Origin of the sequence: Pseudomonas sp. Pseusp16, assembly GCF_047324915.1 — a bacterium.
Lineage (GTDB): Bacteria > Pseudomonadota > Gammaproteobacteria > Pseudomonadales > Pseudomonadaceae > Aquipseudomonas > Aquipseudomonas fluorescens_CD.
The window spans coordinates 3,727,496-3,744,549 of record NZ_CP168522.1 but is presented as its reverse complement, the minus strand read 5'-3'; the positions used below and the strand labels follow the sequence as shown (position 1 = coordinate 3,744,549).

Genomic DNA, 17,054 nt, shown 5'->3' with positions numbered 1-17,054 from the left:
GGCGTTCCGACGATGGACGTTAACGATGACGAGGGTTGTCTGAATGAACGCGGCGCCCTCCAGTTCTTCGCGAGCAAGCTCGCTCCTACAGAAGAGGGTTTGCGTAGTCAGGGAGGTTGGCAGGCATAAAAAAAACGGCCCGCAAAGGCCGTTTTTTGTTTACCGCAAAGGCTTAGCCACCGAGGTACGCGTCACGCACTTTCGGATCGGTCAACAGCGCTTCACCGGTGCCTGTCATCACTACCCGGCCGTTCTCCAGAACGTAGGCACGGTCAGCGATTTTCAGTGCCTGGTTGGCGTTCTGCTCGACCAGGAACACGGTCACACCGTCCTTGCGCAGCTGTTCGATGATGTCGAAGATCTGCTGGATGATGATCGGTGCCAGGCCCAACGACGGCTCGTCGAGCAGCAACAGCTTGGGCTTGCTCATCAGCGCACGGCCGATGGCGAGCATTTGCTGTTCGCCGCCGGACATGGTGCCGCCACGCTGGCTGAAGCGTTCTTTCAGGCGTGGGAAAAGTCCGAGGACCTTGTCCATCTGTTCCTGATAATCGCCCTTGTCGGTGAAGAAACCACCCATGGAGAGGTTTTCTTCCACGGTCAGGCGGGAAAACACCCGACGACCTTCCGGCACCACGGCAATGCTCTTGCGCATGATCTGCGAGGAGTCCTGGCCGACCAGTTCCTCACCCATGTAGCGGATGCTGCCGCTGTGGGCCTGCGGCGAACCGCAGAGCGTCATCAGCAGGGTCGACTTGCCGGCACCGTTGGCGCCGATCAGGGTCACGATCTCGCCCTGACGGACTTCGACGTTGACGCTGTGCAGGGCCTGGATCTTGCCGTAGAAGGTGGAAACGTTTTCGAACTGCAGCATTTACGCTTCCCCCAGGTAGGCTTTGATCACTTCAGGATTGTCGCGGATCTGTTCCGGTGTGCCGTCGGCCAGGGGCGTGCCCTGGTTGATCACGACGATGTGGTCGGAAATGCTCATGACCAGTTTCATGTCGTGTTCGATCAGCAGCACGGTGACGTTGTGCTCTTCACGCAGCACGCTGATCAGCGCCTTGAGGTCTTCGGTTTCCTTCGGGTTCAGGCCGGCGGCCGGTTCGTCGAGCATGAGGATCCGCGGACGGGTCATCATGCAGCGGGCGATTTCCAGGCGACGTTGCTGTCCATAGGCCAGGGTGCCGGCCGGGCGGTTGGCGAACTCCTTGAGGTGAACCTTTTCCAGCCAGTACTCGGCGTACTCCATGGCCTCGCGCTCGCTTTTGCGGAACGACGGGGTCTTGAACAGGCCGGACAGGAAGTTGGTGTTCAGGTGACGGTGCTGGGCGATCAGGAGGTTTTCGACCGCCGTCATGTCCTTGAACAACCGCACGTTCTGGAAGGTGCGCACCACGCCCTTGAGGGCGATCTTGTGGCCGGGCAGGCCCTCGATCGGCTCGCCGTCCAGCAGGATGCTGCCGCCGCTCGGCTTGTAGAAGCCGGTCAGGCAGTTGAACACGGTGGTCTTGCCGGCGCCGTTGGGGCCGATCAGAGCCACGACCTGCTTTTCCTTCACGCTCAGGGCTACGCCGTTGACCGCCAGCAAACCGCCGAAGCGCATGCTCAGATTTTCTACTTTAAGGATCTCGCGGCTCATTTACGCAGCTCCATGTGAGGACGTTGCATGGGCAGCAGACCTTGAGGACGCCAGATCATCATCAGCACCATCAAGGCGCCGAACATCAACATGCGGTATTCGCTGAAGTCACGCATCAGCTCGGGCAACAGGATCATCACGACAGCTGCGAGGACCACGCCCAACTGCGAGCCCATGCCGCCCAGCACCACGATGGCGAGGATGGTGGCCGACTCGATGAAGGTGAACGACTCCGGCGTGACCAGCCCTTGACGCGCGGCGAAGAAGCTACCGGCGAAACCGGCGAAGCAGGCACCCAGGGTGAAGGCCGACAGCTTGATCACGGTCGGGTTCAGGCCCAGGGCACGGCAGGCGATTTCGTCTTCGCGCAAAGCTTCCCAGGCACGGCCGATTGGCATGCGCAGCAGGCGGTTGATCACGAACAGCGCGAACAGCGCCAGCAACAACGCAACGAGGTAGAGGAATACCACCTTGCTGACCGGGTTGTAAGTCAGGCCGAAGTACTCGTGGAAGGTCTGCATGCCTTCGGCGGCCGTTCTATCGAAGCTCAGGCCGAACAGCGACGGTTTGGGGATGTTGCTGATGCCGTTCGGTCCGCCCGTGAGGTCCGTCAGGTTACGCAGGAACAGACGGATAATCTCACCGAAGCCCAGGGTCACGATCGCCAGGTAGTCACCGCGCAGACGAAGTACCGGGAAGCCCAGCAGGAAGCCGAACGTCGCAGCCATCAGTCCGGCGATGGGCAGGCAGATCCAGAAGCTCAGGCCGTAGTAGTGCGACAGCAGCGCATAGCTGTAGGCGCCCACCGCGTAGAAACCGACGTAGCCCAGGTCGAGCAACCCCGCCAGACCGACCACGATGTTCAGGCCCAGACCGAGCAGTACATAGATCAGAATCAGCGTGGCGATATCCACCGCACCGCGCGAGCCGAAGAACGGCCACACCAGAGCGACCACGATCAACCCCATGATGATCCAGCGTTGGGTGCTGGGCAGGGTCATGAAGTGGCTGACCTTCGGCGAAACCAGCGAGCCTTTCGGCGCTGACTTCATCATGGTGCTCCACTGCTTGTCGAACAGCACCCGCAGGAACATCAGCACCGAGCTGGCGGTGATGATGAACAGCGTGGAGGTACTGGCACCCAGTACTTCGAGGTTGATGCCGGCGATGGACAGTTTCAGACCGAGTACCGGATAGGCCACGGCCCAGACCAGCAGGGCGCTGAACAGCGCTTGTTTAAGATTCCTAGTCATACTTTCTCAATCTCCGGACGCCCCAACAGGCCGGTTGGCCGGAATAACAACACCAGAACCAGAAGGCCGAAAGCCACCACGTCCTTGTACTGGTCACCGAATATATCGGCACCGAATGCTTCCGCCACCCCCAGCACCAGCCCACCGAGCATGGCGCCCGGAATGCTGCCGATGCCACCCAGTACCGCCGCGGTAAAGGCCTTGAGGCCCACCAGGAATCCGGCGTTGGGGTTGATCACGCCGTACTGCATGCTCAGCAGTACAGCCGCCACGGCCGCCAGGGCGGCACCGATGACGAAGGTCAGGGCGATGATGTTGTTGGTGTTGATGCCCAGCAGGTTGGCCATCTTGATGTCTTCGGCACAGGCCCGGCAGGCGCGTCCCAGGCGTGAACGCGAGATGAACTGGGTGAGGCAGAGCATCACCACCAGGGTCACCACGAACACCAGGATCTGCATGTAGGAGATCAGCACTTCCTGTGCGCCGCCCGGACCGAAACTGAAGCTGCCCGGAATCAGGTTGGGGATCGATTTGTCCTTGGAGTCCTGCGAGAGCAGTACGGAGTTTTGCAGGAAGATCGACATGCCGATGGCCGAGATCAGCGGGATCAGACGGTTACTGCCCCGCAGAGGGCGGTAGGCGATCCGTTCGATGCTGTAGCCGTAGGCACTGGTTACAACGATGGTCGCCAGGAATGCGGCGGTCATCAACAGTGGCAGAGAATGGATACCCAGCATGGCCAGTCCGGCAAGGACGATGAAGGCCACGTAGGAACCGATCATGTAGACCTCGCCATGGGCGAAGTTGATCATTCCAATAATGCCGTAAACCATTGTGTAGCCAATGGCAATCAGGGCATAGGTGCTGCCAATGGTCAGCCCATTAACCAGCTGTTGGAAGAAGTGATAGATCTCAGGCATTACAACGCTCCTAAAAACCTGATACGCATTTCACTGGTGGAGTCATGTTCCGGCCCGGGCTGTGTGGTCTGTAGCCACCTTCGCACGAGCGTTTGCCAGCGAACCGCTGGTGACGGTTTTAAGATTTTCAGGTAAATCAGCTCCCGGATCGCGGGACTCTGACCTATTAACCTCGTAAAACAAAGCCCACTGCTTGCGCAGTGGGCTCTATTACTCATGGAGCCAGTTTACTGAGGCGAAACTTCGGTCTTTGGTTTACCGAAATGCCACTGATAAACCACGAACTTGAAGTCCTTCAGGTCGCCCTTGTCGTCGAACGACAGGTCGCCGGTCGGAGTCTTGAAGGTGCCTTTGTGAATGGCTTCAGCCACCTTGGCAGTGTCTTCGCTCTTGGCGGTCTTGATACCTTCGGCGATCACTTCGACGGCCGAGTAGGCCGGGAACACGAACGGGCCGGTCGGGTCCTGTTTCTTGGCGGCGAACGCCTCAACCAGCGCCTTGTTGGACGGGTCTTGGTCGAAAGATTTCGGCAGGGTCACCAACAGGCCTTCGGAAGCGTCCTGGGCGATTTGCGAGATGGAGTCGTTGCCCACACCTTCAGGTCCCATGAACTTGGCGTTCAGGCCCTTTTCCTTGGATTGACGCAGGATCAGGCCCAGTTCCGGGTGGTAGCCGCCGTAGTAGACGAAGTCGACGTTGGCTTGCTTGAGCTTCTGAATGATCGAGGAGAAGTCCTTGTCACCCGCGTTGAGACCTTCGAACACGGCAACCTTGACGCCTTTGCCTTCGAGGGTTTTCTTCACGGAAGTGGCGATGCCTTCACCGTATTGCTGTTTGTCGTGCAGCACAGCAACGATTTTCGGTTTTACGTGGTTGGCGATGTAGTTACCGGCGGCAGGGCCCTGGGCGCTGTCCAGGCCGATGGTGCGGAACACCATTTTGTAACCACGTGCGGTGATGTCCGGGCTGGTGGCAGCCGGGGTGATCATGATCACGCCTTCGTCTTCGTAGATGTCCGAAGCCGGTTGAGTGGAGCTGGAGCAGAGGTGACCGACAACGAATTTCACACCATCGTTGACCACTTTGTTGGCGACGGCCACGGCTTGTTTAGGGTCGCACGCGTCGTCGTATTCCTTGGCTTCGAGCATCTTGCCGTCGACGCCGCCCTTGGCGTTGATCTGCTCGATGGCCATCTTGGCGCCGATGAACTGCATGTCGCCGTACTGAGTGACCGGGCCGGTTTTAGGGCCGGCGATGCCGATCTTGATGGTGTCAGCTGCGAACGAATGGCTGGCAACCCCGGCCAGAACCATAGCGGCAAACAGTTTGGAAATCTGCTTAGTAGCCTTAGTCATAGTGCTCCACTCTTACTGTTGTAGTTTTTATAGTCCTGGCGCCGAAAGCAGCAGAACCGGGTCAGATATCTGCGACATTCCCCGGAAAAGTCCCTCGGCAACTGTACCGGTACAGTGTAGAGCGCCGATTGTCGGCCTGGGAAGGCGGCGCCGGGGGACAAAACCTGCAGATGTCGCTTTATTGAAAGAAAAAGACAGAATTGCGGCGGGGGTGTTGAGAGGCTTATAGCCGTATTCCGTGCATTCCCTGGCTTTCCTGCGCTTTTCATTTCGGTCACTCAATTGCATCCGGGTTTTTCTGCCAGACAACCGACGTTATCATTCGCGTCGATTTCTTTTCCGGACAGTCCCATGAATCAAGAACCTAGCACCCTCTATGCCAAGCTGCTTGGTGAAACCGCATCTATTTCCTGGAAAGAGCTGGAGCCGTTCTTTGCCAAGGGTGCCCTATTGTGGGTCGATCCTGGCCTGGATTTGATCGCCGCCGCCGAGGCGGTGGCCCAGGATGAAGGGGAGAAAGTGGCTGCCTGGCTGGCTGCTGACAAACTCGCCAAGCTGTCTGAAACACGGGCGCTGGATCTTTTTGAACGTGATCCGCAGTTGTGGGCCGTGGTTGTTTCGCCGTGGATTCTGGTCCAGGAAAGGGCGCAGGCTTAATAAGCTGCACCTGAATGGTGCACTGCTTTCAGAGGGAAAAGTGTGTAGCCGAGTAGCGTGATGGCACGTTGCCGTAGAGAAAGGCCACAGCCTCACGGTGACGTAAACGTAACGGGAACAGTTGAGAGGGCAACTGAACGGCTGCTCAATTGTTTCTGGACGTTGAATTGCGGTGACTTTGAGGTCGCCTTCGTCGGAACGCCGCCCGGAGCAAGCCCGCTCCCACATTTAACCGTGTTCCTCCAGAAGGAATGCAGTCGAATGTGGGAGCGGGCTTGCTCGCGAATGGGGGCGACGCTTAGTAAGCCGTCTTGCCCGTATGGTTGTTCAACGAAATGACCTTGGTCTTGCCGATGCGGTGACGGTAGATCTCGCGCAGGTACTTGATCGCTTTCTTCACACAGTCGCGCGACAGGCGGATGTCGTTGATCGAGACGAATTTTTCCTTGTCGTTGATCAGTTCGCGGTACTTCTTCTCGTACATCGGCTTGATCGCGTACCAGTTAGTATCGAGGATCTTTGCCGGGTTCTCGAATTCGTTGAGCAAGTCGTCGATGCGGCCTTCGTCGAATTCTTCCTGGACGATGAAGTCCAGGATCGAGTTGTCCAGGGTTTCGTCGAAACGGTAGGCAGACTTCGCAAAGCAGCGCTTGATGAAGGCCACGATCAGCGTCAGGAAGTCGTCCGACAGGCACGGGCTCTTGGCGATCAGGGTGGTCAGCGACAGGTTGGCCGATGCACCGATCACCAGCGCGTAGCGCTTGAGCGTGGTGTTGGGGAACAGGCTGTTGAGGTGAGTCTTCAACCGGTTCAGGTCCATGTAGGACAGCTTGTAGTCCTTCGGCAGGGAAACGATCGACACCACCGACGAGCAATTCTTGAAGAAATGCAGGTCATGCAGGGCCGCCGCGTCATAACCCGAGTTCTTGTACTGCTCCAGCGACGCGCGATAGCGCTTGGACTCGATCGGCAACAGGCTGATGCCTTCGATGGCCTGGGTGACCTTGTTGAAGTGCGGCAAGTCGATCGAACGGAAGAACAGGTCATCGATGTTCAGGCGCTGCGGCTCTTTCTCGAACACCTTGAATTTGTCGCTGCTCGGCGGCGGGGTTTCCGGCACCACGGACTCGGCATAGGCAATCGCCACCGGGCCGGCCAGGCTCATGAACAGGTCGTTGGCGTCCAGGCGGATGGTTTCGCCGATGTCGATGCCGGCACGACGGAAATAGTTCTGGTCGTAGTCGGTGGTTACCGCCTGGGCCGTCAGAATGTTGAAGATCTGCTGCGAGATGTATTGGTTGGCGTGCTTTTCCATGGCATTGACATCAATGTTCTGGATATTGCCGTCATCGTTCTCTTCGGCGTAACGCATGATGTCGTTGGAAATCAGCATCATCGCGTTCCACGGGCGGATGCGGCCCATGACGCTGGCTTCGCTGCTGTCTTCGTTGGCGAAGTTGTAGGAGAAGTCCCACTCTTCCGACAGGTACTTGCACAGCAGGCGACCGGCGTTGATGTGCAGCGCCTCGGACATTTCACTGCGGTGATCGGAAATGTTCGGCAGTACACAGATGCCACTGGTGAAGATCGGTTCGAAGACGAAGGAGTGGCCGCTCTTGCTGTCGTGCTCGTCCATCGGTTTGGTGTCGAACGTCTTGTTCATGTACGAGTGTTGCTGGGCCAGGCCGAATTCCGAGGCCATGCCCGAGCCGGTACCGCCGCCGGCACTGAAGATCGAGAAGTACAGGCGCGACTGGTTGGCCTTGATACCGCAGCTGTCGATCAGGTACGAGTGAATCATTTTCCAGTCAGGGCTGGAGAAACGCTGGGTGTCCTTGTTCAGGATGATCTTGGCCAGGTACTGGCCGAGGATCGGCGCGTTACCGGCGCCGCCGGCGTGGACTTCCGACAAGTCCATGATTTTCATCTTGCTGTAGTCACGCAGGAAACCGCTTTTTTCGCCCTTGCGCGAGAAACGGATGCGTCCGGCGATGTCCTTGTCCAGGTCGCCGAGCATCACCAGCGGCTCGACCAGAAACACCGGCTTGGTGTTTTTGTTCTGGCCCAGGCGCAGGTTGTTGCGGATCCACTGGGCCGGGCTGTAGCCCTTTTCGGCAAATCGCTTGTCCGGCGACAGGCGATCTTCGTTGTTGAATTCGTTGAGGTAGAACTTGCGGGCGTTGTACACCAGCTCCGCCACGTCCAGCGCAATGTTCGAGCCGCAGCGGCCCAGGCCGATCAGGCACACCGACGGGAATTCCTGGTCGTTGTGCTGTTCGCTGTCGCCTTCCAGATGCGGCGCGCGCGGGAACACCATGTCGCGCAGGCCGTCGAGGTTATCGAGGATGCGGTCGGTGTTGGTTTCGGTGAAGTACAGGTATTGCTGGGTCGCCAACGGGCGGGATTGAATCAATGGCTTCGGTGATGACGGGCTGTTGGCCGCGGGGCTCAACGTCAGATCGGTTACCGCAGTGGCCGGGGTGTTTTTAGAAGTCATTGTTCGCCATCTACCTGGGCTGATTGGTTGGCCGACTCACTGTCGTCGAACCGTCACGGAATAGAATCGCGTCTTTTTTCAGCGCGTACTTGGACCATGCCTTGGTCTTTAGCCTGAGCGTCACTCGGAGTGAATCCTTTCCTAAGTCATGATGGATCGGCCAATATTTGGCGATCTTTAATCAAAAGGAGGCTAAATGATGTCAACGCTACCTTCGCTGGGGTTTGCCGGGATCGGCCTGATGGGGCTGCCGATGTGCCGGCGCCTGCTGGCCGCGGGCTATCCGCTGGCGGTATGGAATCGCAATCCGGACAAGTGCAGGCCGCTGGTGGAGGCAGGCGCACGCCAGGTCGCCAGCCCGGCCGAACTGTGCCAGCACGCCGACGTGGTGATGTTGTGCCTGGCGGATACGTCGGTCGTACGCGAGGTAGTGTTTGGTCCGGCAGGCATTGTCGAGGGGGCAGGAAAAGGCCGGTTGCTGGTGGATTTTTCCAGTCTGGAACCCAATGCCACGCGGGAAATGGCCGCGGAGCTCGCCAGTAGAACCGGCATGGGCTGGCTCGACTCGCCGGTGTCCGGTGGCGTGGTCGGTGCCGAGGCTGGAAGCCTGGCGATCATGGTGGGTGGCGAGTCACGGGATCTGGAACGGGTTCGTCCTGTTCTGCTGAACCTGGGGCAGCGGGTGACGCACATGGGCGGCGTCGGGGCAGGGCAGGTGACCAAGGCGTGCAATCAGATGATCGTCGCCTGCAATGCATTGGTGATTGCCGAAGTGGTCGCGCTGGCCGAACGTTCCGGGGTGGATGCAAGCCTGATCGCCGAAGCGCTGGCCGGCGGCTTTGCCGATTCGAAACCGTTGCAGATCCTGGCCCCGCAGATGGCTGGAAACCGTTTCGAACCGGTCAAGTGGCACGTGCGCACGTTGCTCAAGGATCTGGACACAGCGGTGAAGTTTTCCCGTGAGCAAGGCTCGGCTACACCGATAAGCGGTCTGGCCGCGCAGTTGATGCGCCTGCATGGAAGTCAGGGTTTCCTTGAAAAAGACCCGTCTACGTTAGTGCAGATGTACCGTGAGCCAGACTCAGCGTCGTGACGGTATAGGCGTGTTTGCGCTGGTTGATTTCGTTCAGCACCGGATGCAGCTCGGCCAGTGGCACCGGCCGACTGAGCAAATATCCCTGGACGAAGTCACAGCCATGGTTTTCCAGGAACTGGTATTGCTCGAAGGTTTCGACCCCTTCGGTAACCACTTGCAGGTGCAGGGTATGGGCCATGACGATAATCGCCTGGACAATTTCCATGTCCTGGGTGGCCTTGGGGATGTCCTGGATGAACGAGCGGTCGATTTTCAGCGTGTTGAGGGGCAGGCGCTTGAGGTAGGCCAGGGATGAATAGCCGGTGCCGAAGTCATCGATCGACAGCGACACGCCAAGGGCGCGTATCTGCCGCAGCAGCACCAGGGTATTGGCGATATTGCCCATCAAGGCGTTTTCCGTGACCTCCAGTTCCAGGCGGTGGGGTTCCACACCGGTGGCCCGCAATGCGTACTCGATTTCATCGGCCAGTTCTTCGCGCGCCAGGTTCAGGGGCGAGCAATTCACGGCGATCTTGAGCTCTTCACAGCCCTGGCGCGACAACTTGCCCAGATCCTCGCAGGCCTTGCGCAGCACCCAGTTGTCCAGCTCGGCGATCAGTCCGTTGGCCTCGGCGATGGCGATAAAACGATCCGGTACGAGTAAACCGTGGACCGGGTGTTGCCAGCGGATCAAGGCTTCGAGCTTGCTGACCTGACCCGTCTTGAGGTCATAGATCGGTTGGTAATAGAGCATCAGGCCGGTGTCTTCACGCAGGGCGTGGCGCAACTCTTCTTCCAGTTGCAGCTCCAGCGTGGCGCGGGTTTTCAGGTTGGCGCTGAAAAAATTCAGGCTGTTGCGGCCGCTGCCCTTGGACTGATACAGCGCCAGGTCGGCGTTCTTCAGCAGTTCCTCACATGTCTTGCCGTCTTCCGGAAACATGCTGATGCCGATGCTGGTGGTCATGACCATGCGCCGGCCGGCCAGCTCGATGGGTTCCTTCATTTTCAGCATGATGCGTTGGGCCAACTGCCGCGCTTCGTCACGGTCATGCAGGTCAATGAGCAGGCAGAATTCGTCGCCACCGAAGCGTGCGACCACATCCTCGTGACTGCGAATCGAGCTCTTGATGTGCCCGGCAAGCACTTTGAGCAGTTCGTCACCGGCATCGTGGCCAAGACTGTCGTTGATCCGCTTGAAATGATCGATGTCCAGGAACAGGACCGCCAGCATCCCGGTCTCATTGGTTTTCTCGATGAGCTTTTCGGCGAAGGCCTGGTTGAACCCGCGGCGATTGATCAAGTTGGTCAGCGGGTCGTAGTGCGCCACCTGCTGCAGCGACATGCGGGCCTGGTCCAGCTGGCTGAGCAGGGAGTTGACCCGTTGCAGGTCGTGGTCCTTGTGTTGCAGTTTCTTGTCCGCCAGTGCCGCACTGATGCTGCTGCCGATGATCAGCAGGGTCATGACCGTCACGGTCAGCGCCAGTTGCAGATGGCTTTGTTCGCCGGATTGCGCTGGCAGGCTGCCGTTGGGCAGTACCAGGTTGAAGGCGGCCATGGCAGTGAGGTGCATACTGAGGATGCCCGCCCCGAGCAGCAGGCTGGCGCAGCATTTGAAGAGCTGATGCAGCAAGCCGGCGCCATTGCGCAGATACCATGCCAGCAACAAGGCTGCCAGCGCGGCACCGATCGCGAGCGCGATGGAAAGGGCAAACAGACCCGGATGGTAATAGACCGAGGCACTGGAGTGCATGGCCGTCATGCCCACGTAATGCATGGTCGCGATACCCAGGCCAATCCCGATCGATGCCTTGAGGCACTGTTGCAAATTCAAATCAGGGAGGCTGAGGGTATGCATTGCCAGCCACGCGGCGAGCAGCGCGATGGTTAGCGAGAACACCGTGACAGGCAGTTGGTAGTAAAGGCCGATAGGCGCCTGGAATGCCAGCATCCCGACAAAATGCATGGCCCAGATGCCGCCGGCCAGGCATCCGCTGCCCACCCAGCGCCATCGTGTTTTGGAGGCGGATTTTTCAGCGTGAGCAACCCGTTCGGCCATGTCCAGTGTCGCGAAACAACCGACACAGGCGACCAGATAAGCCAGTAGCACCAGAAAAGGGTCATGTGCGCAATTGAGTATGACCTGCCCACTCTCTGGTAGCTCGGTAATGAAATGCAAACCAAGCCACTCCATAGCATGCCCCATCGTTATCCCTCAGGCCGGCGCAAGGAGCGCCGGCGAATGCCTTGGAGTATAGAGGGCATGTATAGAGTGCAAGCGATAGTGGCACATTGGCACCAATGATTTTGATATTAACCTAATAGCGATTGGTGCTAATACTCAGGCGATTTGCTTCTGAGGCGTCTCGAACGCGGGTTGCAGGGCCGGCAAGCCGAATGCGGCACGGGCCGCGTCGCAATCGGGATTGACCAGGCCATCGACCCATGAGGCGTCGAACTCCCGGCAGGTGCTGGAGCGTTTTTCGTAAATCGAGCACTGCACCGTACTGCCCACGTCGCCCACAAGGCTTGTGCAGCGCACGGGTTTACAGCCGGTGCCGATCATCGCGACCCGGCTGGGGCTGATCTGCTCGACGAGCTCATCGGGTACCGTCCCCCCGGCAGAAGCGCATTCACCCCAGAAAAATGACACGCGAAAATGAGAACAGCAGGCACCGCAATTCAGACACGGACTGGCTTCGGACATGGGCGATTATCGTAAGGAGGAGTGGAGACACAGGGGGGAGCAAGGCCGCTATTCTAGGCTTCGCCAACGGCTTGGGAAGGGGGGTGGAAAGGTATTTTTCAACGAGCGGACGGACTGCGAAATACCCATCCTGCGAAAGCTTCACCCCTGTGGGAGCGGGCTTGCTCGCGAATGCAGCGGGTCAGTCAGCATCTTCGTTGAATGTGAAGCCGCCTTCGCGAGCAAGCCCGCTCCCACAGGTTGTGCGCCATGGGTTGGTATCAGCCTGGCGAATAATGAAAGACAGGTGTGGCCGGCCTGTCTAGATTGCAAAGTCCGGGGGCAGTGACGCCCCAAAAACAATAAAAGAGACGGACCCATGCAGAACTCGACCCAAGCGGCCAATGCCTGGCGCATCCTGTTCCTGTTGTTCCTGGCCAACCTGTTCAATTTTTTCGACCGTACCATCCCGGCCATCATCATCGAGCCCATTCGCATGGAATGGCACCTCAGTGATTTCCAGTTGGGGATCATCGGTACGGCTTTCACCATCGTCTACGCCATTGCCGGCTTGCCGTTGGGGCGCATGGCCGATACCGGTTCGCGCAGCAAGCTGATGGGCTGGGGGCTGGCGGTGTGGAGCGGGTTGACCGCCGTCAACGGTATGGTGGGCAGCTTCTGGAGCTTCCTGATCGTGCGCATGGGCATCGGCATCGGCGAGGCCAGTTACGCGCCAGCCGCCAACTCACTGATCGGCGACTTGTTTCCGGCGCACCGCCGGGCGCGGGCCATGGGCATCTTCATGCTCGGGTTGCCGTTGGGGCTGTTGCTGGCGTTCTTCACCATCGGCGCAATGGTCAAGGCGTTCGATAGCTGGCGCGCGCCGTTCTTTATCGCGGCGGTGCCCGGGCTGATCCTCGCGATCTTCATGTTTTTCATCAAGGAACCGAAACGCGGCGCCGCCGAGAGTGTTCAGGTATCGCAGGAAAAGATCGATCGGCCGATCCGTCGGGTATTGGCTGTGCCGACATTCCTGTGGCTGGTGATGGCCGGCCTGTGTTTCAACTTCGCCACCTATGCCTGCAACTCGTTTCTGGTGCCGATGCTGCAACGGTATTTCCTCATGCCGTTGCAGGAGGCCGCGGTCGCCACCGGAGTCATTGTCGGCGTGACCGGGTTGTTCGGCCTGACCCTCGGTGGCTGGATCGCAGACAAGATTCACCAGCGGATTGCCAATGGGCGGCTGTTGTTTGCGGCGTTCAGCCTGATGATTTCGACGGTCTGCACCGCGTGGGCGCTGCATTCCGGGCGCATCGAGATTGGGGTGTTTGTCGCCGTATTCAGCGTCGGCTGGCTGTTCGCCTACAACTTCTACACCTGCGTGTACACGGCGATACAGGATGTGGTGGAGCCGCGTTTGCGGGCGACGGCAATGGCGTTGTTCTTTGCCGGGTTGTACCTGTTGGGCGGTGGCTTGGGGCCGGTGGTGGTCGGCGCCTTGTCAGATCACTTTGCCCACTCGGCGATGCTGGCGGACGGTGCCGCGCAGATGACCGAAGCCTTCAAGGCGGTCGGCCTGCACGATGCGATGTACCTGATTCCGGTGGCGCTGTTTTTCACCGTGGTGTTTCTGTTCATGGCTTCGCGGTGTTTTGTGCGCGATGCCAAGCGGATGAAGGCGGGGTTGGTGGCGGTGGTTGAGCCTGAAGGTTCAGTGGTGACTGCCTGATCGCTTTCGTCGGAACGCCGCCCGGAGCAAGCCCGCTCCCATAGGTTCTGTGGTGTTCACAGATTCTGTGTACGACGCGGACACTGTGGGAGCGGGCTTGCCCGCGAAGAGGCCATCACCAGCGCTACAAAGTTCAAATGAATAAAAAGGCCCGCATCACTGCGGGCCTTTTTTTCAGCAAGGTGGAGTAGGGGACTTAACCCGCCACCAACACCCGAATCGCTTCCAGTCGCAGCGCAGCCTTGTCGAGCATGGCCAGGCCTTGCTCGCGTTGTTTGCGCAGGGCAACCAGTTCGCTGTCGCGCACGGTCGGGTTGACTGCTTGCAACGCGGTCAGGCGCGCCAGTTCTTCTTCGGTATCGGCGGCCAGGCGACGCTGCGCCTCGGCGACACGCTCGGTGTGGCGAGGCAGGATCTTCGCTTCGCCGGCATTTATCCGTGGCGTCAGCTGGTCGCGCTGGGCCTGGATGAACTTGTTGGCGCTGGCACGCGGCACGCTTTCGAGTTGATCGTTCAGGGTTTCGAACGAGACGCGGGCCGACAGGTCGTTGCCATTGGGATCGAGCAGGCAGCGCAGGGCGGCCGGCGGCAGGTAGCGGCCCAGTTGCAGCGAGCGCGGGGCGACCACTTCGCTGACATACAACAGTTCCAGCAACACGGTGCCCGGCTTGAGTGCCTTGTTCTTGATCAGTGCCACGGCGGTGTTGCCCATGGAGCCGGACAGCACCAGATCCATGCCGCCCTGAACCATCGGGTGCTCCCAGGTGATGAACTGCATGTCTTCGCGAGACAGCGCCTGGTTACGGTCGTAAGTGATGGTCACGCCTTCGTCGTCGCCCAGCGGGAAGCTGGCGTCGAGCATTTTTTCGCTCGGCTTGAGGATCAGTGCGTTTTCCGAATGGTCTTCGCTGTCGATGCCAAAGGCGTCAAACAGTGTTTCCATGTAGATCGGCAGCGCGAATTGATCGTCCTGCTCAAGGATATCTTCCACCAGTGCATCGCCTTCGCCCGCGCCACCGGAGTTCAGCTCCAGCAAACGGTCGCGGCCGGTGTGCAACTCGGCTTCCAGGCGCTCACGCTCGGTGCGGGCTTCGTCGATCAGCGCTTGCCATTCGACATCGTCTGCTTCTTCGAGCAGCGGCAGCAGGCGCGGGCCGTACTGGTGCTGCAAGGCGTTGCCGGTCGGGCAGGTGTTGAGGAAGGCGTTCAGAGCTTCGTGGTACCACTGGAACAGACGTTCTTGCGGGCTGGTTTCCAGGTACGGCACATGCAGTTCGATGACGTGTTTCTGGCCGATCCGGTCCAGTCGACCGATACGTTGTTCCAGCAGGTCCGGGTGGGACGGCAGGTCGAACAGCACCAGGTGATGGGAGAACTGGAAGTTGCGGCCTTCACTGCCGATTTCCGAACAGATCAGCACTTGCGCGCCAAACTCTTCGTCGGCGAAGTAGGCGGCGGCGCGGTCACGCTCGAGGATGTTCATGCCTTCGTGGAACACCGTGGCCGGGATGCCGGAACGCACGCGCAGGGCGTCTTCCAGGTCCATGGCGGTTTCGGCGTGCGCGCAGATCACCAGCACTTTGGTGCGCTTGAGCATCTTCAGCTGATCGATCAGCCATTCGACACGCGGGTCGAATTTCCACCAGCGTTCTTCTTCGCTGGCATCCGGTTGGGCCTGGAAGCTGACTTCCGGGTACAGCTCGGCGTGATCGCCCAACGGTAGTTCGAGGTATTCGTCCGGGCATGGCAGCGGGTACGGGTGCAGCTTGCGCTCCGGGAAACCCTGCACGGCGGCGCGGGTGTTACGGAACAGCACGCGGCCGGTGCCGTGACGGTCGAGCAATTCGCGCACGAGGCGGGCGCTGGCTTCGGTGTCGCCATCGTTGACGGCGGCCAACAGGGCTTCGCCTTCGTTGCCGAGGAAACCGTGGATGGTCTCGTGTGCTTGCGGCGAAAGACGCCCCTTGTCCAGCAACTCCTGAACGGCTTCAGCCACCGGGCGATAGTTTTCGCTTTCGGCGCGGAAGGCTTGCAGGTCGTGGAAACGGTTCGGGTCGAGCAGGCGCAGACGAGCGAAGTGACTGTCCTGGCCCAGTTGTTCCGGGGTGGCGGTCAACAGCAGCACGCCAGGAATGGTTTCGGCGAGTTGCTCGACCAGCGAGTATTCAGGGCTGACCTGATCTTCGTGCCACACCAGGTGGTGAGCCTCGTCGACCACCAGCAAGTCCCAGCCTGCCGCGAACAGCGCGTCCTGGGCTTTCTCGTCGTCCACCAGCCACTCAAGGGCGACCAGCGCGAGTTGGGTGTCTTCGAACGGGTTGCTGGCATCGCTTTCGATGAAGCGCTCTTCGTCGAACAGTGCAACCTGCAGGTTGAAGCGACGGCGCATCTCTACCAGCCACTGGTGCTGCAGGTTCTCCGGAACCAGGATCAGCACACGGCTGGCGCGGCCCGAGAGCAATTGGCGATGGATCACCAGGCCGGCTTCGATGGTTTTGCCCAGGCCCACTTCGTCGGCCAGCAGAACCCGTGGCGCGATTCGGTCGGCGACTTCGCGGGCAATGTGCAACTGGTGCGCGATCGGTTGCGCACGCACGCCGCCCAAGCCCCAAAGGGAGGACTGCAACTGGCGGCTGGTATGTTCCAGGGTGTGATAACGCAGGGAGAACCAGGCCAACGGGTCGATCTGGCCGGCGAACAGACGGTCACTGGCCAGACGGAACTGGATGAAGTTCGACAGTTGGGTTTCCGGCAGGGTGACCACTTCGCTCTGCCCGTTGAGGCCGTGGTAAACCAGCAGGCCATCAATGTCGTCGACTTCGCGGACGGTCAGTTTCCAGCCTTCGAAGTGAGTGATGGTGTCACCCGGCGAAAAGCGCACGCGGGTAAGAGGCGCATTCCGTAGCGCGTACTGGCGAGTGTCGCCAGTGGCCGGGTAGAGCACGGTCAACAAGCGGCCGTCCTGTGCCAGAACGGTGCCTAATCCCAGCTCGGCTTCGCTGTCACTGATCCAGCGTTGCCCCGGTTGATACTGCTGCGCCATGCTGCCTGACTCCCACCTGAAAAAGCGGGCTATCTTAACGGAATGAGGGCTTCAGGGCCAAAGGACTCTCAGAAAAACTCACAGTCTTACGTTAGCCCACGTATGCATGACGCGCCGCTCGGTGCACTAATGAGTGCCAATTGGGTCACAGTTTGCGACCGATGGCTCAAGTCGCCATCCCCGCAGCCGACAGCCTGCTG

At 59.5% G+C, this 17,054-nt stretch carries 12 protein-coding genes; 3 read left to right on the top strand and 9 right to left on the bottom strand.

Translation table 11 applies throughout. The features are described 5' to 3' along the window. Window positions 1-172: 172 nt before the first annotated feature. The 5 genes from ACEN8Q_RS17120 to ACEN8Q_RS17100 all read right to left on the bottom strand — a co-directional run bounded on the left by ACEN8Q_RS17120 (window position 173) and on the right by ACEN8Q_RS17100 (window position 5,170). The gene (locus ACEN8Q_RS17120) at window positions 173-874 is read right to left on the bottom strand and encodes an ABC transporter ATP-binding protein (RefSeq protein WP_413424490.1); all 702 of its coding nucleotides are present in this window, start codon (window positions 872-874) and stop codon (window positions 173-175) included. Further along, complete coding sequence (livG, locus tag ACEN8Q_RS17115) at window positions 875-1,642, bottom strand: high-affinity branched-chain amino acid ABC transporter ATP-binding protein LivG (protein ID WP_413424488.1); 768 nt, start codon at window positions 1,640-1,642, stop codon at window positions 875-877. After that, window positions 1,639-2,895, bottom strand: a complete 1,257-nt coding sequence (locus ACEN8Q_RS17110; protein ID WP_413424486.1) for a high-affinity branched-chain amino acid ABC transporter permease LivM — start codon at window positions 2,893-2,895, stop codon at window positions 1,639-1,641. The genes livG and ACEN8Q_RS17110 overlap by 4 nt, the downstream gene beginning before the upstream one ends. Beyond that, complete coding sequence (gene livH, locus ACEN8Q_RS17105; protein ID WP_046043982.1) at window positions 2,892-3,815, bottom strand: high-affinity branched-chain amino acid ABC transporter permease LivH; 924 nt, start codon at window positions 3,813-3,815, stop codon at window positions 2,892-2,894. Before livH ends, ACEN8Q_RS17110 begins: the two co-directional genes overlap by 4 nt. A gap of 227 nt (window positions 3,816-4,042) precedes the next feature. Beyond that, window positions 4,043-5,170, bottom strand: a complete 1,128-nt coding sequence (locus ACEN8Q_RS17100; RefSeq protein ID WP_413424484.1) for a branched-chain amino acid ABC transporter substrate-binding protein — start codon at window positions 5,168-5,170, stop codon at window positions 4,043-4,045. 351 nt (window positions 5,171-5,521) lie between these two features. Between ACEN8Q_RS17100 and ACEN8Q_RS17095 the strand changes: the two genes are divergently transcribed. After that, window positions 5,522-5,827, top strand: a complete 306-nt coding sequence (locus ACEN8Q_RS17095; RefSeq protein ID WP_111281502.1) for a DUF2288 domain-containing protein — start codon at window positions 5,522-5,524, stop codon at window positions 5,825-5,827. Window positions 5,828-6,125: 298 nt separating this feature from the next. Here the strand turns inward: ACEN8Q_RS17095 and ACEN8Q_RS17090 are convergent, their stop codons facing one another. Then, on the bottom strand, window positions 6,126-8,324 hold the full coding sequence (locus ACEN8Q_RS17090) for a hypothetical protein (RefSeq protein WP_413703472.1): 2,199 nt from the start codon (window positions 8,322-8,324) through the stop codon (window positions 6,126-6,128). A 196-nt stretch (window positions 8,325-8,520) separates the two neighbouring features. On the opposite strand from ACEN8Q_RS17090, the gene ACEN8Q_RS17085 reads away from it, so the two are divergent. Beyond that, the gene (locus tag ACEN8Q_RS17085; RefSeq protein WP_413424479.1) at window positions 8,521-9,417 is read left to right on the top strand and encodes an NAD(P)-dependent oxidoreductase; all 897 of its coding nucleotides are present in this window, start codon (window positions 8,521-8,523) and stop codon (window positions 9,415-9,417) included. Here the strand turns inward: ACEN8Q_RS17085 and ACEN8Q_RS17080 are convergent. After that, a complete protein-coding gene (locus tag ACEN8Q_RS17080; protein WP_413703471.1) occupies window positions 9,374-11,590 on the bottom strand; it encodes a putative bifunctional diguanylate cyclase/phosphodiesterase in 2,217 nt (738 codons plus the stop codon). The two genes, ACEN8Q_RS17085 and ACEN8Q_RS17080, sit on opposite strands and share 44 nt — an antisense overlap. 147 nt (window positions 11,591-11,737) lie before the next feature. Beyond that, window positions 11,738-12,103 (bottom strand): YkgJ family cysteine cluster protein, encoded by a 366-nt coding sequence (locus ACEN8Q_RS17075; RefSeq protein WP_008016472.1) that lies wholly within the window; start codon window positions 12,101-12,103, stop codon window positions 11,738-11,740. Between the two features lie 358 nt (window positions 12,104-12,461). On the opposite strand from ACEN8Q_RS17075, the gene ACEN8Q_RS17070 reads away from it, so the two are divergent. Beyond that, window positions 12,462-13,811: a spinster family MFS transporter gene (locus ACEN8Q_RS17070; protein WP_413424475.1), complete on the top strand. Its 1,350-nt coding sequence runs from the start codon at window positions 12,462-12,464 to the stop codon at window positions 13,809-13,811. Window positions 13,812-14,007: 196 nt separating this feature from the next. Here ACEN8Q_RS17070 and rapA read toward each other — a convergent pair whose 3' ends face one another. Then, the gene (rapA, locus tag ACEN8Q_RS17065) at window positions 14,008-16,854 is read right to left on the bottom strand and encodes an RNA polymerase-associated protein RapA (protein ID WP_413424473.1); all 2,847 of its coding nucleotides are present in this window, start codon (window positions 16,852-16,854) and stop codon (window positions 14,008-14,010) included. Window positions 16,855-17,054: the final 200 nt, after the last annotated feature.

Coding starts and splice junctions, on each gene's coding strand:
- ACEN8Q_RS17120 (WP_413424490.1), bottom strand. CDS start 874: ATGCTGCAGTTCGAAAACGTTTCCACCTTCTACGGCAAGATCCAGGCC.
- livG (WP_413424488.1), bottom strand. CDS start 1,642: ATGAGCCGCGAGATCCTTAAAGTAGAAAATCTGAGCATGCGCTTCGGC.
- ACEN8Q_RS17110 (WP_413424486.1), bottom strand. CDS start 2,895: ATGACTAGGAATCTTAAACAAGCGCTGTTCAGCGCCCTGCTGGTCTGG.
- livH (WP_046043982.1), bottom strand. CDS start 3,815: ATGCCTGAGATCTATCACTTCTTCCAACAGCTGGTTAATGGGCTGACC.
- ACEN8Q_RS17100 (WP_413424484.1), bottom strand. CDS start 5,170: ATGACTAAGGCTACTAAGCAGATTTCCAAACTGTTTGCCGCTATGGTT.
- ACEN8Q_RS17095 (WP_111281502.1), top strand. CDS start 5,522: ATGAATCAAGAACCTAGCACCCTCTATGCCAAGCTGCTTGGTGAAACC.
- ACEN8Q_RS17090 (WP_413703472.1), bottom strand. CDS start 8,324: ATGACTTCTAAAAACACCCCGGCCACTGCGGTAACCGATCTGACGTTG.
- ACEN8Q_RS17085 (WP_413424479.1), top strand. CDS start 8,521: ATGATGTCAACGCTACCTTCGCTGGGGTTTGCCGGGATCGGCCTGATG.
- ACEN8Q_RS17080 (WP_413703471.1), bottom strand. CDS start 11,590: ATGGAGTGGCTTGGTTTGCATTTCATTACCGAGCTACCAGAGAGTGGG.
- ACEN8Q_RS17075 (WP_008016472.1), bottom strand. CDS start 12,103: ATGTCCGAAGCCAGTCCGTGTCTGAATTGCGGTGCCTGCTGTTCTCAT.
- ACEN8Q_RS17070 (WP_413424475.1), top strand. CDS start 12,462: ATGCAGAACTCGACCCAAGCGGCCAATGCCTGGCGCATCCTGTTCCTG.
- rapA (WP_413424473.1), bottom strand. CDS start 16,854: ATGGCGCAGCAGTATCAACCGGGGCAACGCTGGATCAGTGACAGCGAA.